General features: G+C 60.5%; 22 protein-coding genes and 3 pseudogenes. 14 read left to right on the top strand and 11 right to left on the bottom strand.

What is annotated here, in order from left to right; all coding sequences use genetic code 11:
* Nucleotides 1–249: 249 nt before the first annotated feature.
* The 4 genes from CD928_RS23130 to CD928_RS19080 all read right to left on the bottom strand — a co-directional run bounded on the left by CD928_RS23130 (nucleotide 250) and on the right by CD928_RS19080 (nucleotide 3,303).
* A complete protein-coding gene (locus CD928_RS23130) occupies nucleotides 250–1,257 on the bottom strand; it encodes a hypothetical protein (protein ID WP_141237202.1) in 1,008 nt (335 codons plus the stop codon).
* A gap of 116 nt (nucleotides 1,258–1,373) precedes the next feature.
* Nucleotides 1,374–1,961, bottom strand: coding sequence for a hypothetical protein (locus tag CD928_RS19070; RefSeq protein WP_141237203.1), 588 nt, complete (start codon nucleotides 1,959–1,961; stop codon nucleotides 1,374–1,376).
* The gene (locus tag CD928_RS19075; RefSeq protein WP_095388652.1) at nucleotides 1,961–2,803 is read right to left on the bottom strand and encodes a hypothetical protein; all 843 of its coding nucleotides are present in this window, start codon (nucleotides 2,801–2,803) and stop codon (nucleotides 1,961–1,963) included. The genes CD928_RS19070 and CD928_RS19075 overlap by 1 nt, the downstream gene beginning before the upstream one ends.
* Before the next feature lie 23 nt (nucleotides 2,804–2,826).
* Nucleotides 2,827–3,303 (bottom strand): hypothetical protein, encoded by a 477-nt coding sequence (locus tag CD928_RS19080; RefSeq protein WP_095388653.1) that lies wholly within the window; start codon nucleotides 3,301–3,303, stop codon nucleotides 2,827–2,829.
* Between the two features lie 198 nt (nucleotides 3,304–3,501).
* Between CD928_RS19080 and CD928_RS19085 the strand changes: the two genes are divergently transcribed.
* Nucleotides 3,502–4,053, top strand: a complete 552-nt coding sequence (locus tag CD928_RS19085) for a helix-turn-helix transcriptional regulator (RefSeq protein ID WP_082665166.1) — start codon at nucleotides 3,502–3,504, stop codon at nucleotides 4,051–4,053.
* Between the two features lie 130 nt (nucleotides 4,054–4,183).
* On the opposite strand, the gene CD928_RS23640 is transcribed toward CD928_RS19085, so the two are convergent.
* A complete protein-coding gene (locus CD928_RS23640) occupies nucleotides 4,184–4,531 on the bottom strand; it encodes a hypothetical protein (RefSeq protein ID WP_217983788.1) in 348 nt (115 codons plus the stop codon).
* Between CD928_RS23640 and CD928_RS19090 the strand changes: the two genes are divergently transcribed.
* The 5 genes from CD928_RS19090 (at nucleotide 4,499) to CD928_RS19105 (ending at nucleotide 9,210) form a co-directional block, all read left to right on the top strand.
* Entirely contained in the window at nucleotides 4,499–6,448 is a 1,950-nt protein-coding gene (locus CD928_RS19090) for a relaxase/mobilization nuclease domain-containing protein (protein WP_217983789.1), read from the top strand. The two genes, CD928_RS23640 and CD928_RS19090, sit on opposite strands and share 33 nt — an antisense overlap.
* A gap of 31 nt (nucleotides 6,449–6,479) precedes the next feature.
* Nucleotides 6,480–6,767, top strand: coding sequence for a hypothetical protein (locus CD928_RS23135; protein WP_141237204.1), 288 nt, complete (start codon nucleotides 6,480–6,482; stop codon nucleotides 6,765–6,767).
* A 317-nt stretch (nucleotides 6,768–7,084) separates the two neighbouring features.
* Nucleotides 7,085–7,849, top strand: coding sequence for a hypothetical protein (locus CD928_RS19095; RefSeq protein WP_095388655.1), 765 nt, complete (start codon nucleotides 7,085–7,087; stop codon nucleotides 7,847–7,849).
* A 280-nt stretch (nucleotides 7,850–8,129) separates the two neighbouring features.
* Entirely contained in the window at nucleotides 8,130–8,774 is a 645-nt protein-coding gene (locus tag CD928_RS19100) for a MobA/MobL family protein (protein WP_095388656.1), read from the top strand.
* A gap of 163 nt (nucleotides 8,775–8,937) precedes the next feature.
* Entirely contained in the window at nucleotides 8,938–9,210 is a 273-nt protein-coding gene (locus tag CD928_RS19105) for a hypothetical protein (protein WP_095388657.1), read from the top strand.
* Nucleotides 9,211–9,378: 168 nt separating this feature from the next.
* Here the strand turns inward: CD928_RS19105 and CD928_RS19110 are convergent, their stop codons facing one another.
* Together CD928_RS19110 and CD928_RS19115 are read right to left on the bottom strand one after the other, a co-directional pair.
* A complete protein-coding gene (locus CD928_RS19110; protein WP_255247249.1) occupies nucleotides 9,379–10,203 on the bottom strand; it encodes an SAM-dependent methyltransferase in 825 nt (274 codons plus the stop codon).
* A gap of 442 nt (nucleotides 10,204–10,645) precedes the next feature.
* The gene (locus CD928_RS19115; protein ID WP_095388658.1) at nucleotides 10,646–11,524 is read right to left on the bottom strand and encodes a LysR family transcriptional regulator; all 879 of its coding nucleotides are present in this window, start codon (nucleotides 11,522–11,524) and stop codon (nucleotides 10,646–10,648) included.
* A gap of 210 nt (nucleotides 11,525–11,734) precedes the next feature.
* Here CD928_RS19115 and CD928_RS19120 point away from each other — a divergent pair, with 210 nt between their 5' ends.
* From CD928_RS19120 to CD928_RS19155, 8 genes are all read left to right on the top strand, one after another.
* Nucleotides 11,735–12,430 (top strand): type 1 glutamine amidotransferase domain-containing protein, encoded by a 696-nt coding sequence (locus CD928_RS19120; protein ID WP_095388707.1) that lies wholly within the window; start codon nucleotides 11,735–11,737, stop codon nucleotides 12,428–12,430.
* The gene (locus CD928_RS19125) at nucleotides 12,430–12,888 is read left to right on the top strand and encodes a VOC family protein (RefSeq protein ID WP_037479517.1); all 459 of its coding nucleotides are present in this window, start codon (nucleotides 12,430–12,432) and stop codon (nucleotides 12,886–12,888) included. The genes CD928_RS19120 and CD928_RS19125 overlap by 1 nt, the downstream gene beginning before the upstream one ends.
* Nucleotides 12,882–13,994 carry an NADH:flavin oxidoreductase/NADH oxidase gene (locus tag CD928_RS19130; RefSeq protein WP_037479460.1) on the top strand — a complete coding sequence of 371 codons (1,113 nt, stop codon included), beginning with the start codon at nucleotides 12,882–12,884 and terminating at the stop codon, nucleotides 13,992–13,994. The genes CD928_RS19125 and CD928_RS19130 overlap by 7 nt, the downstream gene beginning before the upstream one ends.
* Nucleotides 13,991–15,142 (top strand): L-dopachrome tautomerase-related protein, encoded by a 1,152-nt coding sequence (locus CD928_RS19135; protein WP_095388659.1) that lies wholly within the window; start codon nucleotides 13,991–13,993, stop codon nucleotides 15,140–15,142. The genes CD928_RS19130 and CD928_RS19135 overlap by 4 nt, the downstream gene beginning before the upstream one ends.
* A 76-nt stretch (nucleotides 15,143–15,218) precedes the next feature.
* Nucleotides 15,219–15,959, top strand: a complete 741-nt coding sequence (locus tag CD928_RS19140) for an SDR family oxidoreductase (protein WP_037473338.1) — start codon at nucleotides 15,219–15,221, stop codon at nucleotides 15,957–15,959.
* 111 nt (nucleotides 15,960–16,070) lie between these two features.
* Nucleotides 16,071–16,364 carry a putative quinol monooxygenase gene (locus tag CD928_RS19145; protein WP_037473339.1) on the top strand — a complete coding sequence of 98 codons (294 nt, stop codon included), beginning with the start codon at nucleotides 16,071–16,073 and terminating at the stop codon, nucleotides 16,362–16,364.
* 463 nt (nucleotides 16,365–16,827) lie between these two features.
* Nucleotides 16,828–17,967: a glutathione-independent formaldehyde dehydrogenase gene (locus CD928_RS19150; protein WP_095388660.1), complete on the top strand. Its 1,140-nt coding sequence runs from the start codon at nucleotides 16,828–16,830 to the stop codon at nucleotides 17,965–17,967.
* 31 nt (nucleotides 17,968–17,998) lie between these two features.
* Complete coding sequence (locus CD928_RS19155) at nucleotides 17,999–18,568, top strand: type 1 glutamine amidotransferase domain-containing protein (RefSeq protein ID WP_095388661.1); 570 nt, start codon at nucleotides 17,999–18,001, stop codon at nucleotides 18,566–18,568.
* A gap of 255 nt (nucleotides 18,569–18,823) precedes the next feature.
* Here the strand turns inward: CD928_RS19155 and CD928_RS19160 are convergent, their stop codons facing one another.
* The 4 genes and pseudogenes from CD928_RS19160 to CD928_RS24065 all read right to left on the bottom strand — a co-directional run.
* On the bottom strand, nucleotides 18,824–21,415 hold the full coding sequence (locus CD928_RS19160; RefSeq protein ID WP_095388708.1) for an excinuclease ABC subunit UvrA: 2,592 nt from the start codon (nucleotides 21,413–21,415) through the stop codon (nucleotides 18,824–18,826).
* A gap of 590 nt (nucleotides 21,416–22,005) precedes the next feature.
* A pseudogene (locus CD928_RS19165) lies at nucleotides 22,006–22,632 on the bottom strand (zinc-binding dehydrogenase); the annotation flags it as partial.
* Between the two features lie 4 nt (nucleotides 22,633–22,636).
* Nucleotides 22,637–22,783: pseudogene (locus CD928_RS23510) on the bottom strand (transposase); the annotation flags it as partial.
* 83 nt (nucleotides 22,784–22,866) lie between these two features.
* Nucleotides 22,867–23,567, bottom strand: a pseudogene (locus CD928_RS24065) (IS5 family transposase); the annotation flags it as partial.
* Nucleotides 23,568–23,639 lie beyond the last annotated feature (72 nt).

Below are 23,639 nucleotides of genomic sequence, written 5' to 3' on the forward strand. Positions count from 1 at the left end.
GTCGCGGGGAAGATGCAAGCTGGCCGTTGAGCGTGGTCTATCATGTCGTCGAGCCGACGGCCAATTGAGCGTGTCCGCGCGATGACGGAGCTTCTGTATTCGCGTAGGACATGACAGCTTTCTCCGGAGGGATGTCTCGGCAAGGAAGCTGTTCAGAACAAGTCGAAAGCGAAATCTATATCACCCGGCAAGGCAGCGATCTTGTTGGGATAATGCTAAACTGGATGTAGGAACCTTCCATATAAATGTTCACCATGAACGACCGGACACTTTGCAAAATAGTCGCTTCGGCTGGTCGAAATTTACCTGGATGGCCTGTTGATCGCCAATTTCTATCGAACTGGCTTCAGTGATGATCATGTCGCTGGACAGTATGGGATGCTCGATCAAGCGAGTTATCGGCTGACCCGCCAATTGGCTGATCGCGATCTCGGGAAGGGTGCAATTCCACAACGTGAGCGAGCTACCATTCCAGTGAAAATTGGAATTTTGCGCGTCGTAACCTTCGCAGCCAATGTGTCCGTCTCGGACATACAAGTACAAATCAGGATGACGTGCTTCAACAGTCCGATTGGCGACCCACCTTATTCCGTCAGCGATATCACATCGCTGCGCGATAGCATTGATTGCGATTTGGTCAATCGACCCGTCCGCTCCTTGGCGCGCCAGTTCGGTTTTCCTGGCGAATCTTAAGTCCATAAGTTCTCTGTGCGTTTTGAGCTTCGCGTTCAGCAAACTTGGATGGTCTGCAACAATATTGAGTTCAGAAGGGCCGAGTTTATTATCAAGCACTCGAAATTCTAAATCTGATAGGTATTCTTGTCTTCCGCACCATTCGTCTCTCAACAGCCGCGGTTTTACCAGTTCGGCATGCGTTGCGCCTCCTGACCAAGTCGAAAGCGTCTTCAGTGCCTCATGGCGGGCGTCATAAAGCATCGCGGAGAGTGCACTTATCCCTCTGTTGCGAAAGTCCTCAAACACGGCGAATATAGCCTGACCGATCGCATCGCTGTCGGTGCATATCCCTCCTCGTTCTGTGTCGTCGCAATCGCCATATCGAACAACGACAAATGCGCCCGGGGAGAATTCAAGCTCGACCTCGAAGTCATAAATATCACCGCAGTCTGCCCTTATACCGATCGATGTAATTCGGGGACGCCACTCGAAACCCCTCAAATGCTCATTCACATATTCAAGTATTTCAAGTGCGAGCTTGGACGCTTTGCTCCTGCCCTCATGTCTATACCACATTTTCATTGCGTTAGGCTCCAATGGCACATGACCGCGCCGTTAATTTTTTGAGGGTGGCAGATCGACATGCGCCGAGGCTTGGGGCGCACGGTTTTTCACGGCGACAAGGTGGGCAATCAGTATCATCGCCAAATTAACAGGCCGATGATCAGCGCAGTCTGGACTGCGCTAATGGTATAAAGCCTCCAGGGCTGCGGATTGAGCTGCTCGCGGGCTCTTGCGAGAAACTCTATGGCCCATACGCGCATTTCCGTTTCGATGAATTTTTGGAATGAATCACGCGTGTACTTGAATTCCCCGTGCGCCGACGCAAAGTGGGCGGCAAGTTGGCTGACGTCGCGCCCCAGCCGCTCAATTTTTGCAATCCGCATGTCGAGTTGTCCGGCGCTCTGACTGGCGGCGGTAGAAATCTGAGCTACCAGTCGACCCGCCAATTCTTCAGCGTCCTGCATACTCGTCCGCCGCTGCGTTTCCGCGACTGCAATTACCTCTCCCGTGTATTGGGTAGCCCTCAGCAGATCGTTCACGAGGTTGCTCCCGACCTTCAATATGCCTGTCAACAGCCAGACGAGATTGTCCTTTTCAAGGTTGTGTTCTTCGGCGAAGCGCAGGATCAGTTCGACGTCGCCGCTGCCGTACAGATATTTCTCGAGCAGCTCTCGCGCCGAGGTAGAGGACCGAGTTTGCAGATCGATATGGGGCTTTTTCATCAGAAAGGCCTCCATTCGATGCCTTCGAGGCCCAGCAGGTCTTCGATCTTCTGGAACTCGCGAACCCATTTGCTGAGCCATGATGCCATGTTGAGCCGGTCATATTGTTCATAATCGCCTCCGACATGAGTCGCGGACTGGGCAAATGTCAGGCTCAGCGCTTCCGCCAGCGCGAACGGCCGCATGGGGGCGGGTGGCATGTCGATAACCTGACCGCCTGCTTCTTCGAACTTACGACGGACGTTGCCGCCGACCGTGCGGCCATAAAAATTGATGAGAGGATCGGACGACCAGAGCCGATAGTCGTCATCGCGCACTCCCGCCATATAGCGCGCCCCGACATAGGACACCTCGCCGAAGGTATCGATCGCCTTGCCAACGCCGCGGATAGCAGCAACGGTCGGTCCAAACGGGACAAGAACGATCGGCTCGCGATCATTGTGACGAATATGATCGACAAGATCGCGGGCCGTCAGCGATTCAGACAGGGATCCGAAGCGATCGAGCGACCCTGACGGCGTATCGATGATTACAAATTCGGCATCTGATTCTATCGCGTGAAAGATTGGGCGGGCACCGTCGCGATCGAACAGATCAGCCTTGATAATCCCCTTATAGGGATCCTGCTCAGCGAGCAGTTTGCCGGAGTCATCGCGCTCGCCCAAACGCTGAGTCAGAGAGCCATTGGCCTTGTCGGCGTCGACGATCTGGACACGGAAATGACCTTCGCCAGTGGCCCGCAAAACGGTCGCGAGCGCGGTCTCCGTCGTGCTCAGGCCTGCGCCCCCCTTATCTTTGGCGCCGATGACTGCAATGCGGCGTCTTATGCCTCTGGTCGTCATTTGCATTTCTCCTTCGTTTCGGATCAGATTTCTTCATCGAGATCGATGCCCGGCTTGAACGGGGTCTCAATCGTCTTGGCCTTGGGCGCTGATGAAGTTTGGGGCGGCGTCAGGATGGCTTCATCCTGGGCAGACGGTGGTTCGACGATCTCAGGCGGTTTATCTGGCGGCGCGGGATCGGACGGGGCTGCCGCGGCATGCGGATCCATTTCGTCAGCCGGCTCCGCGATCTGGTCCATCTCCATGGATGGTTCTTCCGGATTTTCGCGGCGCAGGCGGCTGAGGTACACCCGCAAAGTCTCTGCCGAGATTGCAACGCCAAGCTCATGCAGGAATTCGACGATTTGCGCGTCGGTCCAGCCGTTGGCACGGCGAATAAGGATTAACGGCGCTGCCGTTCGAATGACGCCCATAAGGGGGACGCGCCGCTGGGGAGGATCTTGGACGTCTGCCTCGCGCTGAGCATTGACCACCGTCTCGATGGCCGCGGCATCAAACAATGTACGCTTGCCTTGAGGTAACGTCGTTCGTCCATCGGATAGCGCCGCGCTTGCGGGCTTTGGTAGGGGCGATGATGTGTTCATTCCTGCATTTTAGTCTGGCGGCATTGACTAAAATGCAAAATGTCACATATTTTTTTATTCAGGATTAATCTGCGGTCTCATCGGCATGCGGAATTTTAGAGAAAGTTATACTCAATGCGACTGTTCGAACCCGAGACTGAATTACGAAAGGCCCGGAAAGCGTGCAATTTGACACAGGCTAAGCTCGCACGACGGACTGGCTACAGCCGGGAGACAATCTCGAGGATCGAAAGTGGCCAACGCAAAATGTCACGCGCATTTCGCGATATTCTTTTGCGTGAGGAGGTGTTGGGCAAACATTTGCCTCAAGAAGCCGGTCTAGGCGACGCGCCGGGGGGATGGCGCAATTATCGCTGCTATCTTGCGCGCTGGATCGGAAAACGTTCAATGGCCGATGTTGCACAGGCGGTCGGGATCAGCATCAGCTCGGTGAGGAAGTTCGAACGCGCCGAGGCGACGCCCCGGGGCATCGTAGAAAGTCGACACTCCACCAAATATGGGGACATTAGCGAGGCCTATGCCAAGGCGCTCGGTTTCGATGGTGTCGACGATGCCGACGCCTATTTGGGAGCGAAAGACATCACCCCTTGGCTAAAACGCATCGCCCGAATACGCGGCACTGAAGATCGCCTCAAAGCCGCTCGCATGCCGGAACCTGACTACTGACGTGGTGATGTCGATGGGTTGATCGAACCCGGTGTCAGCAAGCTTATGCCGTCGCTGACCATACGAGCCTCCTGCCGGATCATTGCACTGCTTTGTTATGTTATGTCATGTTTGGACATGACCCCCACGATCACGTCGCGTTCCAGCTGATTAGGTGCGATTGCGCTTTGACGCGCAGCGTAATACCGGTCCATTTATTTGACACAGGATGGGGCTTCACCTGAGAGGTGAAGCCGACGCCACGGCTGCTCGGCGCTTCGCTTCTTGCAGCCATGGCGAATTCGGCCACGTTAGTAGTAGTCCCACGCTGTAGGTGATTGTTACGGAAGATTAGATTGGCGCCGCCGCGCAGCGCCACCATTTCCCAGTGATGGTCATTGTCGAAAAACCGGCGAAAGAAAAGGGCGGCGCGGGATCCCACCATGCGCGGTCGCTCGCCCGCTATATGGAAACTGTCAAGCGTAATGGTCAGGCTCACGAATTTGGTCTGGATCTTGCCCATTATCTGTTGACCGACAAGTCGCCCGGCGCACCGGAAGAACGCGTCATCGACCTTGGCGGCCTCACCCAAGGGCAAAAAATGGATTGGGCCGCCGCTCGCGATGAAATGGAACGCCGACTTGCGCTGCGCTCTTCGCGGTCGAAGAAGCCAGCGCGGCATGTGATCGCGTCGGTGCATGGCGATGAAATACTTGATGGCAACTCCTGCAGCCGGATTGCGATGGTGTTGGCCGAAGAACTCGATTGCACAGACGCACTGATCCTATGGGCCCTGCATGGCGACACAGACAATCTACATCTGCATCTGCTGGTCCTAACGCTCGACCAGGAAGGGCGAGCGACTCCCTTTGGTCCTGAAGGATTATCGCATGAAGCAATGCAGCGGGCGTGTGCCCGGTTGGAATATGAGCTTGGACTGAGACCGGAACCAGGAGCCCGCTATGTAGCCGATGCCCACAACGTTCGCCGGGTCGAGCCTATCGAAACCAAGACCGATAAAGCGAAGCATCCCTCGCCCTCGCTCAAAACTCTGCAATGGGAGGAAGAAAGCGGCGTCGAGTCATTTACGCGATTTGCCCAAAAGCAACTCGCACCACTTCTGCATGCCGCCCAGAACTGGAGCGATGCCCAGACGGCACTTGCCGAGCACGGCGTGATGGCGGTTCAGACTGGGTCGGGCGGCGAGTTACGAAGCGCGGACGGCCTTCATCACGTCAAGATGTCGGTCGTGGACCGAAAGCTGAGCATTCCGAAGCTGATCAAGAAATGGGGCCCCTGGACGGCGCCCGAACCGCCGGAGCATCAGTTCATTCCACGCATCATCGACCCGGAAAGGGCGGGAGCCTGGGCGACACGCGACCAGCATCGCGCCGACGCTTGTGGTATCATCCAAGAACGCATCGCTCGGCTAATGGCGGAAAAATTGGCCGCGGTGACGATGCTGGAAGCTGAGCGTCGGATTTGCCGCGCCGAGGTTGCAGCGCTTGAGGCCGACCCTGCGGTCATCGGGGTTGGCGCGCTTCAGTCAGCGGTCTCATCAATGTTCAAATCTCGGATCGCCGACGTTCGAGCGCAATATGATGCCCGGATCACTGCACTGCGCCAATTGCGCGCTGAAATCGACGAATTTCCGGATCCCGCGGCTATCGACCTCCCATCGCTCGAGGGAAACGATGCGTCGTTTGACCTGGGCTGGGTGCCAAGCCAACCGGGCCGGCGCGAATTGCGAGGTTATCGGTCAGTCGAAGTGGGGAATGCCACCCAATATTGGTCCATCGAAGAGGGTTTTAGGCAACCTGCATTCGTCGAGCGCGGCAACCGCATCTGGCTCCAAAATACTTCCGACGCGACCCTTCGGGCTGCGCTGTTGGTGGCAAGGAATCGGCATGGAGATGTCGCTGCGTTTGGCGGCAAGGACTTTATCCGCCAAGCTCAACGGCTCGGCGCAGAACTCGGGATAGCCGTTCAAGCACGTCCGATCTTGCAGCCAGAAACGGTGCGCAAGCGTTCGCGGCGTGCTGAGCGGTGGTACGCGGCTATTGATGCTTCTGCAGGTCGCGGACAAAATGTTGCATCCCATACTGCGGACCCAAGCCCCGAGGCCGACAGGGCGAGCACCATCGACCGCGACGTAGCACCATCCCCGGTCAATGCTTCGGATGGATATCGGCTGCATATGCGCCTGCGTCGCCGGGTCCGGGCACTCGTCGCACAGCGGCTGGCCCGCTGGGACTGGGATCCAGGAGAATACCGCGAACGTGACACGAGCGTCGCCCGCGCGGGTCCGCATAAATACACCGATGCCGATCGCGGGTCGGGGCCGATCAAGCCAGATGAGCCGAGAACCGCCATGCAACAGGCACTAGGGCAGTCGCCGCCTGATTGGTCGCGATGACCGAATTTACCGTTGACCAAGGAGAATTGCAGTGCCGACCAATGATGTTTTCCAGCCGAGCCAGTTCCAAACCCTGCGGCGAAATGATGATCATGTCAGCCCAGTACTCAGCCATCCGGCATCCGGTGTAACATTGACGCCCGATCCCGCTTGCAGTTCGTGCCGGGCCGCGATGTGGCTGTTCGACACCGACATCCGCTGCTTCTGCAAAGTGCTCAAGGAATATACGTGGGGACGAGGACGTGATCCGGTCATCGCCTGTGACGAGCGCGAAGCCTTGGCCGAAGTCGCTGAAGAAGCAAGCCGCGGATCGGATTGATCCGCAGAGTACGTTTCGTCGACACCACAGGCGTAACGTCGTTCTTCTGCTCATGTACCAGTCTATGGGGAAGCGAGTAACCGGCGGTCGCCGCCGCCCATCACCGGCTGCCAGAAAGACATACCCACCTATAAATGTCGACCACCCCTGCGGCGCAGCCGCAGACCGATCTCGCATGTCCGCCGGATGGAAAAGCGGGACGCGCCTTCGCGCCCGCTGAACAATGGAGACGCTGACGCGGGAAGCGAGGAACAGGGTGAAAGGAAAAGAGGCAGGAGTTCTGTCTCGGATCCCTGATCCTCCGAAAGGAGAATATCGTGAACGAGTATCAACTTCCCAAATGCCTGCAGGTGATCGGTCTGGCATGCATTCCCGTCAACGACATACCAGACGAGCATCCGGCGCTGGCACGCAGGCCGGTTGCGGCGGCGGTCCTGACGATGGTCGATCAAGATAATGGTCATCGCTGGATCAACACGATCTGCGTCTCCGACGCGCGCAAGTCGGAAATCCCATTGCCGCACTTGCTCGACAAGACGCTGTTGCCCGGCGTGGTCCAGATCGCGTCCACGGCCGATCGCATGACGTTGGCGATGGACGCGATGAGCCGGCGCTTCTTCGTCGAGCCGGCTCTTGCAGAACTCTGCTTTGGCGAGACGGCTGTCGATCCCGCCGAAATGGGTGCACATGGCTTCGATGAGCGAACAGCGTGCCGTCGTTTCTCGATCCCGATGCCCGAGATCGGCGATGCGGACATCGAGCTTGCCTGGTCGCGCGCCGCGCCGGCGGCAGCAGAAGACCATGCGCTTCGCGTCGCGACCGCGCGGCTAATGCTGTGGGCGCATGTCGAGGCGTTCCGTACCGCGCGACCGGAACCCTTTTTCGAGACGATGCTGGCCCTGCGCAACTGGATCGATGCCAGCGAGTATCTGACAGCCGCGCTCGCCGATATCGGGAACTCACGCCCAATCCGCCGTGCAGACTCGTTCGCGCATCATTATCGCGACTATCGACAACGCCTTGCTGCGGGCGACGAAACCGCGAGATGGGTCAGCTTCGAGGACGGCCTGTTCCACGCCTGAGCGCGCCTAACGCGTAAACTCACTATCGATGAAAAAATGGCCTCGCTGCTCGGGTCGCGCGAGCAGCGAGGCCTGCGAGCGTGCATATGCACAACGCTTCGCATGCGATGGGCCGCTATCATGCCCGTCAGGGCACGGTCTAGCGACCAGCTTTAAATATCCGGTGAATCGACGTCCAGCAGCCACTGCGGCGCCGTCTCTCCGTCCCACCATCAAACCCAAATCAGCAAGCGGACCGCTGCGATGCGGTCCCTTTGTCCTTTGTAGAAAGACGTACCAAATGACGACCATCCATAACATCCGCCCGTTCAACACTCGATATGTAATCCGGGAACGCTCAAGCCGCTACACGCCCGAACTCTTGCGCACGCACCGCACGGCGCAGGCGAGCTATGCCTACATCAACCGCCAGAATAGCGTTGATGAATGGGGTCCGACGCCGAACTGGGCGTCGCGCTCCGACCTTGCGGCGGCGGGCCGATGTGCTCCTGCCCGCGCCGCCGGACCCAAGCTGTCGGGGATCGCGCTCTGGGCACAAGCGGACGAGAATGCGCTCCGGTATCGGCCCGACGAGCCGACAATCGCGCATTGCGTTGGCAGCTTGCCGCGCCATGAGGACCTCGCCTTCTGGCGCAATTTGATCGAAGGCTTTGCCGAGGATTATCTGGTCGCCCGCGGCATGGTCGTCGACTGGGCGATCCATCACCAAGCGGAAACCGACGATCAGCCCGAAATCGCACCGCACGTGCATTTCCTCATTACCTTGCGAGGCTATGATCCCGAACACCGCGATTACGGCAAGGTCCGGCAGAACTGGCTGCGGACGGATAACTCCCGCAAGCGCCTGGCCGAGCGTTGGTGGGACCGTACCGGGATCGTCCCGCCGCAATATGTCATGGCGGCGACGGCGCAAAAATCTCGCTGAGATCGTGCCGGCACCGGGCACCGGCAACATCCGGTGCCGCACATTCTGATGATAGCATTGCCGCGTCGGATGCTTCGGAAGGCTCTGACAACAATGCCCAGAGGTCAAAATTAGGAGGGGAGTTGAGCGGAGAGGGTGATCAGAAGATCAGAGGAGAAAAGAAATGTTTAGCGTTGAACCAATTGTCGTCGCCGTTACCGTGTGCGCCACGGTTATATTTGTGCGCGAAATGCCGCGCCTGTTTGCATTGCTAATCGTCCGGATCGCCGACCGGCTGTCGGCAGCTAGGCACACTCAGATCGTGGAAGCGCTTAGCGGTCGCCAAGTCCCAGCGAATTGGACCGCGGCGTCGGAAGATCGGAAGTTGTTGCGCGCCGGCATGCGCTCCACAATGCGTGTGATGATGTTTCGCTCGCTCTATCCTCTGAACCGCTGAAATCGGCTGTTAGGCCCATTTTGACTGCGACAATTTCCCAGAATGATTTGCATGGGCTTCGCCTCGCCCGCAAAACACGGCATTCTCTAATTTCGAACCGTGTGACGTCGCGGAGCCAATGTCTCCAAGGAAGCGGAGATCTCAGATGATGGCTTTTCGGGTGAATGCTTACCTCCCGGTCAATTGGCGATAGAGCGACACGATCTCCGACTTTGATAAGCTCGGATTGCCCGCCACGTTGAGCGCGACCCTGGTAAAGTTGAGCCGTTTCATTATTGGCTCCACCTCGCCTCGAATGAAATAGTGGGAAGACGGACTCCGCGTGAAGTCTCGGTGCACGCGGCCTGCTCGCGCACCGACGCGCTGTATCGCGAAGTCGGCTCGATCTGGCGTCGTAAAGCTAAAATCCCGGTGATGGATTGCGACATGTTGCAACTCTCGCAGCTCATCGCGACGCTCCCAGATCTGGAATATAGCCGGTACGTCGTACGGCTTGGACCTGAATAGGAACGCGTCACGCTGCACAGTCTCCTCGTGGATTAGATGGAAGTTACGATCGAGGCGATTTTCTATGGAAGCCTTCCGAAAGGTTCGCGGCAGTATCAGTGCGATGACACTCGCCTGCCATGCAGCATGGTTGAAGAAGCGTACTGCCATACTGGCACTCCGGCCGAACGGCGGATTGCCGACCACAGCCACCTCTCGTTCGCTGCGGATTTCAACAGATAGGAAATCAGCTGTAACTATGCCAGGGAACTTTGGATCAACATCAAACGCCAAGCTCCCTTGGGGCATCAGCATGAAAAACGATCCCGTACCGGCGCTCGGCTCGACTAGCTGGTATCGCTCTGGATCGCAGAATTTCCGGAAAGATCGATAGAGCTTTTGTGCTACGTGTTGACGTGTGTAATACTGGTCCAGCAGTACATCATTCGTTTCCATCCAATTTTTCATTTTTACACCCTCGAGACAAAATTCAATCTCGTCGGACATTTGTATTTTGCCGACCCTAGGTTTTAGGATGGCCGGCAGGTTCTCCCAAGCCGATGAGTGATTTTTTTCAGATGTTCTATTTTTTGGCTATAGAAGACATAATATATATGGGCGTCATATTGCATTTAACGTCGGCAGAAGGCCGGATTTGCACGGGGGACATCGCGACGCGGGTGCGCAGGCGAATGGATGCGCTTGCCTCTCGGACAAACAACAATGCGCCGCTCATCTTGGGAAAATCGCCCCTTAAGGCACCCGCTGTTTAGGAGCCCGACCAGCCCACGCGGGTCGATCTAGTCTCCTCTCGGACGCTTCCGCTTTGCGCCCTACATCCGGCCGTTCGGCCTTGTCGCCGACGATCCCGAAAGCCGCCGTTCGTTCGCCAGCGCTCAACTGGTTCAGACCCGAAATTGTGCGGACGGCCCAGCAGGCGTGGCCACAATTATATTTGGAGTGCAGCAATCAGGGCGTCCCGAGCCATGGCCACGCGCGGGTGTCGCAGCGATGAGCGTGCCCACACAAGGTAGAAAGCGTTGAGCGGCACCATGATCGGCGCGGGTATCTCGATCAGCGTGCAGGCAGCGCGTTCGCTGCGGGTGAGATAGCCGGGCAGTACCGTCCAGCCGAGGTCCGCGTACAATCCCGACCGTAGCACCCTCAGATCGGGCGCGGTCAAGGCGGGCTGGCTAGTCAGCTCGATCTGGTTTGCATGGAGCCAGGTTCGCAGCAGCGGCCGGTCAAGATCGTAGGCGAGGTGGGCTGTTTGATTAAGCCCTTCGACCAGCGGCAATTCGGCAATCCGCATGGCCACGGCGGGAGAGGCTACGGCGCGCAGGTGCTCTTCGCCCAGCGCATGGAAGGCCAACCGCGGATCTTCGGGTTTCGAGGCGGTGACAGCCAGATGCACCCTGTCTTCGAGGAGCATGGCATAAAGCGCCTCGCGCCCGCCGATATGCAGGCGCAGGTCCAGCCCTGCTTCCAGCAGCGGAGCCAGTCGGGGCGTGATCATCTCTCCCAGCAGGTCCGACGGTGCGGCGATGTGGACCGTGCCCGAGATGCGCGACGATCGGGCCCGCGCGCTCGCCAGTGCCGATTCCGCCGTGTCGAGGCTGCTTCCGATCGAAGCCGCCAGATCGTCGGCAATCGCTGTTGGTCGAACACCCCGCGAATGGCGATCAAACAAGGGACGGCCCAATTGCGCCTCGAGCGATGCGATGTGCTGCGACGCAGCCGGTTGGGTAATGCCGATTGCCCGGGCCGCCTCGCTCAGTGAACGACGGCGGTAGACTTCGACGAAGGTGCGCAACTGCAGGAGGGACATTGCGGTTCCATAAGCGGATTTATGGCCGTCCGCCATTCCCGCTGGATTTCATGATGCCGTTCCCGGCGTATCTAAGCCGCCGAAAGGCACGATCGAATGAAAAATCGCCGCCAACTGCTGAAAGCTCTCACAGCTGTCTTTGTGGCGGTTGCGGCTGCGCCGGGTGCGTTTGCTCGTGTCCCCGACATCAATGGAACAGGACAATTGACGATGACCCGCATTCTGATGGTGGCCACCTCCGCCGACCGCATGACCCCCGGCACCGAACCGACGGGTGTCTGGCTCGAGGAACTTACCACCCCGTATTATGCCTTCCGCGATGCGGGCGCCGAGGTGACGCTTGCCTCGATCAAGGGCGGCGCCATCCCCGTCGACCAGCGCAGCGTCAATGCCGACGGCGAGAACGACGCTTCGGTCGAGCGCTATCTGAAGGACGAGGCCCTGAAGGCCGAGGTTGTCGGCACGCCGGTGTTCACCAGCATCGATCCCGGCGGCTACGACGCGCTGTTCCTGCCCGGTGGCCACGGCACCATGTTCGATTACCCCGGCAGCGACGAACTGGCCCGCCTGGTCGAACGCTTCGACCGCGAAGGCAAGATCGTCGCCGCCGTCTGTCATGGACCGGCAGGGCTGGTCTCGGCGAAGAAGGCCGATGGCACGCCCCTCGCGGCTGGCCGCCGTGTCGCGGGCTTCACCGACAGCGAGGAGCGCGCGGTCGGCCTCGATCAGGCGGTGCCGTTCCTGCTCGAAACGCGCCTCAAGGAACTTGGGGGCAAGCACGAGGGCGGCCCCGATTTTGCCCCCTTCGCCCTACGCGACGGCAATCTGGTGACCGGTCAGAACCCCGCCAGCGCGGCGCGCACCGCGGAACTCGTGATGGAAGCCCTCAAGGAAAAGGTCGCCTGATCATGCGCTATCTCCACACCATGCTGCGCGTCGCCGATCCCGAGTCGTCGATCCGTTTCTTCACGCTGCTGGGTCTCAAGGAGACCCGGCGCATGGAGAACCAGGCCGGGCGTTACACGCTGATCTACCTTGCCGCCGACGAGGATTTCCGCGGCGACGGCGAGCAGGGCGATGCCGAGGTCGAGCTGACGTACAACTGGCCGCCCGAGGACGGCAGCCCTGCCGAGACATACACGGGGGGCCGAAACTTCGGCCATCTCGCCTATCAGGTCGACGACATCTACGAAATCTGCGCGCGGCTGCAGGCGGGCGGCGTGACGATCAATCGCCCCCCGCGCGACGGGCACATGGCGTTCGTCCGCTCTCCGGACGGGATCTCGATCGAACTGCTGCAGCAGGGCGAACACAAGGCTCCGGTCGAACCCTGGGCCTCCATGCCCAACACGGGCGAATGGTGATGGCGAAATTGTTCGAAACGATTGAGGTTGGCGGGCTGCGGCTCGCCAACCGCATCGTTATCGCGCCGATGTGCCAGTATTCGGCAGTCGACGGCGCGATGACCGACTGGCACCAGATGCATCTCGGGGAGTTGGCGCTCTCGGGCGCGGGCGCGCTGACGATAGAGGCGACCGCGGTCAGCCCGGAAGGGCGCATCACCTACGGTGACGTCGGCCTGTACGATGACCGTACCGAAGCGGCGATGCGAAGCGTGCTCGAAAGTGTGCGCCGTTGGTCGGACATGCCGCTTATCATCCAGCTGGCCCATGCCGGCCGCAAGGCGAGCTGCGCCAAGCCGTGGCACGGCGGAACGCAGATCGCCCCCGATGCGGAGAATGGCTGGCAGACCGTGGCACCCAGCGCCATCCCATTCGCTCCGGACGACCATCCCCCTGTCGAACTGGACGAGTCAGGGCTTGCCCGCATCCGGGAGGCGTTCGCGGATGCCGCCCGGCGCGCCGGCAGGCTCGGCATCGAAGCCATCCAGATCCACGCCGCGCATGGCTATCTGCTCCACGAGTTTCTTTCGCCGATCTCCAACCGGCGCGGCGACGACTACGGCGGCAGCCTCGACAACCGGATGCGGTTCCCGCTCGAAGTGTTCGATGCCGTGCGCGAAGCATTTCCGGCCGACCGCCCGGTGACCGTCCGCGTTTCCGGGACCGACTGGGTTGAAGGCGGCTGGACGGCGGAGGAAACCGCATTGTTTGCACAGCAGCTGGAGCGGCGCGGTTGTTCGGCAATCCACGTCTCCGGCGGCGGCCTCGACCCGCGCCAGCAGATCCCTGTCGGCCCCGGCTATCAGGTGCCGCTGGCGCGGACGGTCAAGGACGCGGTCGCCATGCCTGTCGTGGCGGTCGGAATGATCACCGATCCGCATCAGGCGGAGCGCATCCTCGAAGACCGGCATGCCGACGCCATAGCGATAGCCCGCGCTGCGCTGTGGGATCCGCGCTGGCCCTGGCACGCCGCCGCCGCGCTTGGCGCATCGGTCAAGGCGCCCCCGCAATATCTCCGGTCCGAGCCCCAGGAAGCGGGCCGCATTCTCAAGGAAATGATCCCATGAAAATCTCCGTCAAACTGCTTCTTGCCGCGGGCGCGGCTTTAACGCTCGCCGCCTGCTCGACGACCCGCGAGAGTGCATCCGCGCCCCAGATCGAACAGGTCGCGACCTTCGATGGCGCGATGCCGACTGGCGTGACCGTCGCCCCCAACGGGCGCATTTTTGTCAACTTCCCGCAATGGGGCGACAACGCGCCGTTCACGGTGGCCGAGTTGGTCGACGGCAAGGCGGTGCCTTATCCCGACGCCGCGACCAACCGGCCCGATCCGGCCGACCCGGCGGGGCATTTCATCTCGGTGCAGAGCGTGGTGGCCGATGGCGCCAACCGCCTCTGGGTGCTCGACACGGCGGCGCCCAATTTCTCCCAGCCCCAGGCCGGCGGTGCAAAGCTGGTGGCGATCGATCTTTCAACCAACCGGGTGGTGAAGACGATCGTTCTGCCGCCCAGCGTGGTGCTGCCCACGACCTACCTCAACGACGTGCGCTTCGATCTGCGTCAGGGCGCCGAGGGCGTCGCCTACATCACCGACAGCAGCAACGCCGGTGTCGGCGGCATCATCGTCGTCGATATCGCCAGCGGGCGTGCGATCCGGCGCCTGTCGAACCATGCGACGACCAACCCCGAGCGCGGCTTCACCCCGGTCGTCGACGGCGCGGTGCTCATGAACCGCCCGGCCGACGGCCCCGCGACGCCGGTCGCGATCGCCAGCGACGCGATTGCGCTCAGCGCCGACGGCAGCCTGCTCTACTATGGACCGCTGTCGGGTCGCACGCTGCACGCGGTGCCCACGGCGCTGCTGCGCGATGCCGCGGTGTCCGAGGAGGGGTTGGGCCGCGCGGTCCGCAACCTGGGGCGCAAAGGCGCCTCGGACGGGATTGCCGAGGACGACAACGGCCGCGTGTTCGCCGGCGATTACGAGAACAACGCGATCCGCGTGCTCGACCAGGGCAGCTGGACGACGGTGGTCAGCGACCCGCGCATCAGCTGGCCCGACACGCTGTCGATCGGCACCGACGGCTACCTCTACTTCACCGCCAACCAGCTTCACCGCCAGCCAGGCTTCCACGGCGGGCGGGACTTGCGCCGCAAGCCCTACGAACTGCTCCGCATCAAGGTGGGCGCCGGTCCCGTCCTGTTGCGCTCGCAGTGACCCCATCAGGCCGGGCGGGCTCGCGCGGGGCCGCGATCCGGCGAAAAATCAACAACTGACTTGAAGGAATACAGTCATGACCAAGGGTATCGAAGGCAAGGTTGTTCTCATCACCGGCGGCAGCACCGGTATCGGCGCAGAAACCGCGCGGCTTCTCGCTGAACGCGGCGCCAAGGTGGCCATCGCCGCCCGGCGCAAGGACAGGCTCGACGAGGTCGTCGCGGACATCGCCGCAAGCGGCGGCACGGCACGTAGTTACGCGCTCGACGTAACCGACAAGTCGGCGGTCCAGTCTGTCGTCGCCGCGATCGTCGCCGACTTCGGCCGCCTCGACGTGCTGATCAACAACGCCGGGCTCATGCCGATCCGTCCGATGGCCGAGGTCAATACCGACGAGTGGGACCAGATGATCGACGTCAATCTGAAGGGTACGCTCTACGGCATCGCAGCGGCCCTTCCCGGTTTTCTCGAGCAGGGCAGCGGTCACATCATCAACCTGAGCTCGGTTGCGGGCATCAAGGTCTTCGCACCGGGCGGCACGGTCTACTCCGGCACAAAGTTTGCCGTCAGCGCGATCAGCGAGGGCTTGCGCCACGAAGTGGGGGAAAAGGTCCGGGTCACGTCAATCGAGCCTGGAGCTGTCGAAAGCAATCTGAAGTTCACGACATCCGGCACGGCTGCCGAGACGGTGCTGGACTTCTACAAGCAGGCCATCCCGGCGGCATCGGTGGCGCGTGCTATCGCGTTCGCTGTCGAACAACCTGATGACGTCGATGTCAACGCGATCGTCATCCGGCCGACCGCACAGGAGTTCTGATTTCGACGAGGAGGCGGGGCCGCGTGTGCTCCGCCTCATGGGGAACGTACCGGTCTGCTCGTCCGTTACTTTGCCGAATAATATCTGTCCGTTTCACTTGAGGAGTCATTTATGCCCAAACTTGCCCTGTATGTACCACTGAAGGCCAAGCCCGGAAAAGAGCGCGATGTCGCCGATTTCCTCACCTCGGCATTGCCGCTCGTTCAAGCTGAGCCGGGCACTCTGACCTGGTATGCGATCGAGGAAGGTCCCGGTGCGTACGCGATCTTCGATACGTTCGACACAGAGGATGATCGCCAGGCCCATCTTGACGGCAAGGTTGCCGCCGCACTGATGGACAAGGCAGACGAACTGTTTTCCGAACCGCCGCAGATTCACAAGTTCACCCTGCTGGCCGCGAAATAGCGGAGCGGTCGGCACCCTAAGCTGCCGTTTGGCTGCAGTGTAAGGCTCGTGTCTCCATCCCGAATGGATGCCCCGGCCGAACCGAGAAATGAGTAAATGAATACGACAGGCCATCCGCGATAGTGGATGGCCTTGTCTTTTGCGCTTATCCCGCCTTTTGATGCTGCTGCTGATAAGTCGGCGTTGATGTGTTGCGTTATCATGGCGCCGTTGGTTTCGCAGGAACTTCTTTAGGTCATCAATCTGCCGCTTTTTTAGATCGTCCTGGCCCAGGCAATCGAAAAGCCGCCGTAAATCGATCCGAGAACTGCCGAACGGGAAGGAACCGCTCAGGCGTCAGGCGGTTTAGGAGACAGAAATCGGTTGGAAAGATGCGATGCTATGCGCCTTTGCGCTGGTTCGGATCATCAGCAAGCTCTCGATTTGATGACGCCCAGAGCAGAGCAACAAAAGGAGAAGATCCGTGAAAGCTGTCGTGTACAACGGGCCCAAAGACGTTTCCGTCGATACCATCGATGATCCCAAGATCGAAAAGCCCACCGATGTCATCGTTCGGCTGACCACGACCAACATCTGCGGGTCGGACCTTCACATGTACGAGGGCCGCACCAGCTTCGAGAAGGGCAGGGTCTTTGGCCACGAAAACCTTGGCGAAGTCATCGAAGTCGGCGCTGCCGTAGATCGGATTAAGAAGGGCGATCGCGTCTGCATGCCGTTCAACGTCGGTTGCGGGTTCTGCGAAAATTGCGAACGCGGTTTGACGGGTTTTTGCCTCACGACCAATCCTGGAACCGCGGGCGCAGCGTACGGGTTTGCCGAGATGGGGCCGTGGCAAGGCGGTCAGGCCGAGTTGATGCGTGTTCCTTATGCGGACTTCAATTGTCTGAAGCTGCCTGAGGACGCCGAGGAGAAGGAGGATGACTATGTCATGCTCTCCGACATCTTCCCGACGGGTTGGCATGGCGTCGAACTGTCAGGCTTCATGCCTGGCGAAAGCATCGCGATCTACGGGGCTGGTCCGGTCGGTTTGATGGCCGCGCACTCAGCCGAAATCCGGGGTGCCGCTCAGATCTTCGGTTTCGATTCCCACGATGACCGCCTGAAGCTGGCCGAGGCGATGGGCGCGATCCCGATCGACATGCGCAAGGGCGATCCCGCCCAGCAGATCCTTGACGCAACCGGCGGCCTCGGGACCGACCGTGGGGTCGAGGCGGTAGGTTACCAGTGCTGCGATCGCCACGGCAAGGAGCGCAGCAATTACACGATGAACTGCCTCGTCAAAAGCACGAAGGCCACCGGCGGCATCGGCGTCGTCGGCGTGTTTATCCCGGAAGATCCGAATGCGCCCGACGATCTCCAGAAGGAAGGCAAGATTGCGTTCGACTTCGGCAACTTTTGGTTCAAGGGGCAGAAGATCGGCACCGGCCAGTGTAATGTAAAGCATTATAACCGGCGGCTGATGAACCTTATCGAGCACGGCCGGGCCAATCCTGCTCAAATCATCTCGCACCGACTGCCGCTCGACCAGGCACCAGACGCCTACAAGCATTTCGATGCGCGCGATGATGGTTGGACAAAGGTAGTGCTTAAGCCGGCCGCCTGACCTTAATCTTTGACGGAATAGGGAATAAATTATGTCGTTAGAGGGCAAATCAGTTGCCATTCTGATCGCGCCCCGCGGGACGGAAGAGCCAGAATTCTCGAAGCCCAAGCAAGCTGTCGAGAACGCTGGTGGCAAAGTGACCGTGGTCAGTTTTGAACCGGGCAAGGCTCGCACAGTCAATAACGATCTCGACGAGGGCGGCAGCTATACTATCGACAAGACGTTTTCCGAGGTCAAAGCCGACGATTTCGACGGACTTGTTGTGCCCGGAGGGACTGTCGGTGCCGACAAGCTGCGCGGCAGCGACGAGGCAATCGGTTTCATCCGGGCTTTCTTCGATCAGAAAAAACCTGTTGCGGCTATATGCCATGCACCTTGGACATTGATCGAGGCGGGCGTGCTCAAGGGTCGCACCTTGACGTCCTACTCGACGCTGAAGGTCGATATCGAGAACGCCGGCGGTGCATGGACCAATGAGGAAGTCGTGGTCGACAACGGCCTTGTTACCAGCCGCGATCCTAATGATTTGCCCGCCTTCTGTGCCAAACTCGTTGAGGAAATCGCAGAAGGTGTGAGCGCAGCGCTTGCAGCAGGGAAATAAGACGGGGCGTTTCGACGAACCATGTGAGGGCCCTCTCCCCGGAGAAGGTCCGCACGAAGCAAATGTGGCGGATGGCCAGAGATTGGCCGTCCGCCATGCCGCGTATCACACGAACAGGGCGCACCTGACGGCACTTAAACCCTGAGCCGCGTCAACCGCGGTGACACCTCGCCGGCTCCCGCTTCCAGACTCGACCCATTCCAACGTGTGGTTGAGATGCACCTGATCGAACGTGCGTTCGGCGAGGTTTACGACCTACAGCGCCGCCTTGAGATAGCGGGCGGTGAGACTGCCTTCCGCTTCCGCGACGACGCCAGGGACGCCGCTGGCAACGATACGGCCGCCCTCTTCCCCGGCCCCCGGTCCCAGATCGATAATCCAATCCACCTGTGCGATAGCGCGCATGTCGTGTTCCACGACTACGACGGTATTGCCGGCATCGACGAGGCCCTGCAAGTGTTGCATCAGCCGGTCGGCATCGGAGGGGTGAAGCCCCGAAGTTGGCTCGTCGAGGATGTAGATCGTGTTGCCGCGTTGAGCGCGCTGCAGTTCAGTCGCCAGCTTGATGCGCTGCGCTTCCCCGCCAGACAGCTCGGTCGCCGGCTGACCGAGCCTCAGATAGCCAAGACCGATCTCCCGCAACACGTCGAGAGAGCGCATCACAGATGCCTCGCCAGCGAAGAAATCGCACGCATCGTCGACCGTCAGTTCAAGCACCTGGGCGATATTGCGCCCGTTCCATTCAACTTCGAGCGTTTGCGGGTTGTAGCGAGAGCCATGACAGGTCGAGCACGGCGCAAAAACGCTCGGCAGGAACAGCAGCTCCACCATGACGTATCCCTCGCCCTCGCACACAGGGCAGCGGCCTTGCGCGACGTTGAACGAGAACCTTCCCGGGCTGTAGTGCCGCCGGCGGGCGAGCGGCGTATCAGCGAAGATCCGTCGCACATGGTCGAACATGCCGCTGTAGGTGGACAGGTTCGAGCGCGGCGTGCGGCCGATCGGTTTCTGATCGACCCGCACCAGCCTGCGAACATGCTCCATGCCTGCGACAAGGCGTCCTTCAGTGTCGTTCTGCGCAACATCGAGCAGCGGATCGATATCCTCCTCCTCGGCCACGGGGGAGCCGCCGAGGTGTTCCGTGACGAGCTCGGACAGCGCCTGACTGACCAGACTGGATTTGCCTGATCCCGAAACGCCGGTGACAGCGGTGAAGCAACCGATGGGAAACTCGACGTCGAGACCATGGAGATTGTTCCGCCTGATCCCTTCAAGGCGTAGCCATGCCTTGGGATCGCGCGGTGTGCGCTCACTGCGGAGCGGCTCTGCGAACAGGTAGCGGCGGGTGATCGAAGTCTCGACGTCGGCGAGCCCCTCTATCGGCCCGCTGTAGAGGACTTCACCGCCCTTTTCCCCGGCTCCTGGCCCGACATCGACGAGCCATTCCGCGCGGCGGATCACGTCGAGATCATGTTCGACGACGAACAGAGAGTTGCCCGCCGCCTTGAGACGCTCGAGGATGGTGAGCAAGGCTTCGCCATCTGCCGGGTGCAACCCTGCCGAAGGCTCGTCGAGCACATAGACCACGCCGAAAAGCTGTGACGACAATTGCGTGGCAAGCCGCAAGCGCTGCAGCTCTCCGGAGGAGAGCGTCGGCGTGCTGCGGTCGAGCGAAATGTAACCAAGGCCAAGATCGATCAGCGGGTCCAGCCGCTCGATCAATTCGCAGGCAAGGCGTTGGGCGGCGATCCGCTTCTCGTCGGAGAGATTGGGCGTGCGGCGTACGTCGGGCGCGCCCTTGTGCGCAGAGCCGCCCGCCGCAACCCGTTGTTCGACCGCTGCATCGCGGGCCGCTTTCTCCAGAACATGGCCCTTCGAGGGGGCGGAGACCGCCCCATACGCGCCTTGCGCGACGGGCATCAGCAAGTCCTTCAGCTTGAGCACCGTCAGGTCGCCGAGCTCGGCGATGTCGAGGCCCGCGAACTTCACGGACAGGGCTTCGCGCTTCAGGCGCTTGCCGCCGCAGGTCGGGCAATCGCGGCCGATGATATATTGCGAGACGCGCTTCTTCATCAGCGCGCTTTTGGTGTTGGCGAAGGTTTCCAGCACATAGCGGCGTGCGCCGGTGAAGGTGCCCTGATAGCTCGGCTCCATGCGACGCTTGAGCGCCGTCCGGGTCTGTTCGGGCGTCAGGCCCGCATAGACCGGCACCGTCGGCGCCTCGTCAGTAAAGAGGATCCAGTCGCGATCCTTTTTCCGCAGGTCGCGCCACGGCGTATCGACGTCATAGCCGAGCGAAACGAGGATATCGCGCAGGTTCTGGCCATGCCAGGCGGTCGGCCAGGCGGCGATTGCCCGATCGCGAATGGTGAGGCTGTCGTCGGGCACCATCGTCTCTTCGGTCGCATCATATACGCGGCCGATGCCGTGGCAGGTCGCGCAGGCCCCCGCGACCGTGTTGGGGGAGAAATCCTCCGCATAGAGCATGGGCTGATGGCGCGGATATTCGCCGACGCGGGAATAGAGCATCCGCACCAGACTGGAGAGCGTTGTCACGCTGCCGACCGAGGATCGCGCGTTGGCCGAGCCGCGCTGCTGCTGCAACGCGACCGCAGGCGGCAATCCGTCGATCGTGTCGACCTCCGGCACGCCGGCCTGGTCGATAAGGCGACGGGCATAGGGCGCAACCGATTCCAGATAACGCCGCTGGGCTTCGGCATAAAGGGTGCCGAACGCGAGCGATGACTTGCCCGAGCCCGATATGCCGGTGAACACCACGAAGGCGTCACGTGGTACATCGACGTCCACATTTTTTAGGTTATTCTGGCGCGCGCCGCGAACCTGCACGCAAGCGGGCGGTCCCGCATGCCCATGATCGGTGGCGGGCGTCGTCGCGTGTATATCCTTGTCCTTCAATTCAGTCTTCCTGCCATATCCGCCCGTGCGGCCCGTGGTTCATTACGGTCGGGGTAACAGATGAATGCGTTTCCGACTCAATACATCCAACGGCCAGGCTGGCTCGATGTTCGGAACCTTTGAAATATTTTTCCAGCATTAGACAAAGGTTACGACAAAACCATTTTCCCGTTAGGTCGCGCGACGAGGCCACACACATCCGGCTGGTAAGCGCCTGGGCCAGGCGGCCCTGGTCCGTGCCGCTATCGGCGTGTAACGACTGCACTTCGGCGGTTGTTACCGCATCGCGACGCGTTGCCCAGTTGCCAGAGCGCGCTTCATCATGGCCGGGGTCGGGCCATGATGACGGCTGGCCTGCCAATCCGAGCGCCTGGCGCCGCGTCTTAGAACGCGACTGAACGGTCGACGTTGGCGGCGTCGAGGAAGAGGGGGAAGAAAATGCCGTCACCCGAGATAACCGGAGCGGTCATCCGGAACTTCCTCGATGTCTGGTGTTGCCAGAGGCGCCTTGGATCGGCGGGTCAGTAGTGAATGACCGTGCGGATCGACTTGCCTTCGTGCATCAGGTCGAACGCCTCGTTGATCTCCTCCAAACCCATGGTGTGGGTAACGAACGGGGCCAGATCGATATCGCCTCTCATCGCGTCCTCGACCATGCCGGGGAGCTGTGTCCGTCCCTTGACGCCGCCGAAAGCCGACCCCTTCCATACGCGGCCCGTGACGAGCTGGAATGGACGGGTGGAGATTTCTTCGCCCGCGCCGGCAACGCCAATCACGATCGACTGACCCCAGCCACGGTGCGCTGATTCAAGCGCGGCGCGCATGACTTGGACGTTGCCGATGCACTCGAAGGTATGATCGATGCCCCAGCCCGTCATCTCGATCAGCACTTGCTGGATGGGCTTGTCGTGGTCCTTGGGGTTGATGCACTCGGTCGCACCGAACTGGCGTGCCAGCTCGAACTTGGACGGATTGGTGTCGATGGCGATGATGCGACCTGCCTTCGCCTGGCGCGCACCCTGAATCGCCGCGAGGCCGATCCCGCCCAGGCCGAACACGGCGACCGAGTCTCCGGGTTGGACCTTGGCGGTATTGTGGACTGCGCCGATGCCGGTCGTGACGCCGCAGCCCAGCAGGCAGACATGTTCGGGGTTAGGCCGCGTTGACAAAAGACTTCAGCCATAGCCGCGTGGCGGCGAGGTTTAGGAAGCTCTCGAACGAGAGAAGGGTTTTGTCATATCGAGTGGCGATGCGTCGTTGCTGTTTGAGCTTTCCGAACATGCGCTCGACGCGGTTGCGGTNTAGGCCGCGTTGACAAAAGACTTCAGCCATAGCCGCGTGGCGGCGAGGTTTAGGAAGCTCTCGAACGAGAGAAGGGTTTTGTCATATCGAGTGGCGATGCGTCGTTGCTGTTTGAGCTTTCCGAACATGCGCTCGACGCGGTTGCGGTCCTTGTAACGGCGATAGTCGGGATGCTCTGGCACCTTGCGGTTCGAGCGGGGCGGGATGATCGGCAGGATGCCCCGGGTCAGCAGGCTTTCCCGGAAGCGATCACCATCATAGCCCTTGTCCGCGAGCAGCGCCTTGGGTGTGGCGACGGGGATCGCCATCAGCGGTTCGGCAGCGGTGTAATCAGAAGCCTCGCCGCCGGTCAGGATGAAGCCGACAGGCAGTCCTTGATTGTCGCAGCGGGCGTGGATTTTGCTCGTAAAGCCGCCGCGTGATCGACCAAGAGCGTTCGCACAAGCCCCCCTTTTCCGCCCGCTGCCGAAACATGGCCGCGAACGCTGGTGCTGTCGATCATATGTTGCCAGTCGTCGGTCAGACCCAGATCGACCAGCGTTTGCAGCAGGGCATCCCAGACACCCTGTTCGGCCCAGCGCCGGAAGCGGACATAGACCGAGTTCCACTTGCCGTAGCGCTCGTGCATGTCGCGCCAAGGGCAGCCGACCCGCAGCACGTGAAGCATGCCGTTGAGAAAGCGACGATTATCGCCCGACGGCCGCGCCCAGCGACCACGTTCAGGCGGCAGCAGCGGCCCAATCAGGTCCCACTCCGCATCCGACAAATCCCCGCGACCCATGACTGATCCTCAAAAAGCAGTCTTGAATCAGAAGGAGGAGGATTTGGGAATCCCTTTTGTCAACACGGCCTA

It is taken from the genome of Sphingopyxis sp. GW247-27LB (assembly GCF_002277025.1).
GTDB lineage: Bacteria > Pseudomonadota > Alphaproteobacteria > Sphingomonadales > Sphingomonadaceae > Sphingopyxis.

Excerpts from the sequence above, each read along its gene's own strand:
- CD928_RS19100 (WP_095388656.1), top strand. The coding sequence starts at position 8,130 with ATGACGACCATCCATAACATCCGCCCGTTCAACACTCGATATGTAATC.
- CD928_RS23130 (WP_141237202.1), bottom strand. The coding sequence starts at position 1,257 with ATGAAAATGTGGTATAGACATGAGGGCAGGAGCAAAGCGTCCAAGCTC.
- CD928_RS19115 (WP_095388658.1), bottom strand. The coding sequence starts at position 11,524 with ATGTCCCTCCTGCAGTTGCGCACCTTCGTCGAAGTCTACCGCCGTCGT.
- CD928_RS19085 (WP_082665166.1), top strand. The coding sequence starts at position 3,502 with ATGCGACTGTTCGAACCCGAGACTGAATTACGAAAGGCCCGGAAAGCG.
- CD928_RS19145 (WP_037473339.1), top strand. The coding sequence starts at position 16,071 with ATGCCCAAACTTGCCCTGTATGTACCACTGAAGGCCAAGCCCGGAAAA.
- CD928_RS19070 (WP_141237203.1), bottom strand. The coding sequence starts at position 1,961 with ATGAAAAAGCCCCATATCGATCTGCAAACTCGGTCCTCTACCTCGGCG.
- CD928_RS19120 (WP_095388707.1), top strand. The coding sequence starts at position 11,735 with ATGACCCGCATTCTGATGGTGGCCACCTCCGCCGACCGCATGACCCCC.
- CD928_RS19075 (WP_095388652.1), bottom strand. The coding sequence starts at position 2,803 with ATGACGACCAGAGGCATAAGACGCCGCATTGCAGTCATCGGCGCCAAA.
- CD928_RS19130 (WP_037479460.1), top strand. The coding sequence starts at position 12,882 with ATGGTGATGGCGAAATTGTTCGAAACGATTGAGGTTGGCGGGCTGCGG.
- CD928_RS19155 (WP_095388661.1), top strand. The coding sequence starts at position 17,999 with ATGTCGTTAGAGGGCAAATCAGTTGCCATTCTGATCGCGCCCCGCGGG.
- CD928_RS19105 (WP_095388657.1), top strand. The coding sequence starts at position 8,938 with ATGTTTAGCGTTGAACCAATTGTCGTCGCCGTTACCGTGTGCGCCACG.
- CD928_RS19135 (WP_095388659.1), top strand. The coding sequence starts at position 13,991 with ATGAAAATCTCCGTCAAACTGCTTCTTGCCGCGGGCGCGGCTTTAACG.
- CD928_RS19110 (WP_255247249.1), bottom strand. The coding sequence starts at position 10,203 with ATGTCCGACGAGATTGAATTTTGTCTCGAGGGTGTAAAAATGAAAAAT.
- CD928_RS19090 (WP_217983789.1), top strand. The coding sequence starts at position 4,499 with ATGGAAACTGTCAAGCGTAATGGTCAGGCTCACGAATTTGGTCTGGAT.
- CD928_RS19140 (WP_037473338.1), top strand. The coding sequence starts at position 15,219 with ATGACCAAGGGTATCGAAGGCAAGGTTGTTCTCATCACCGGCGGCAGC.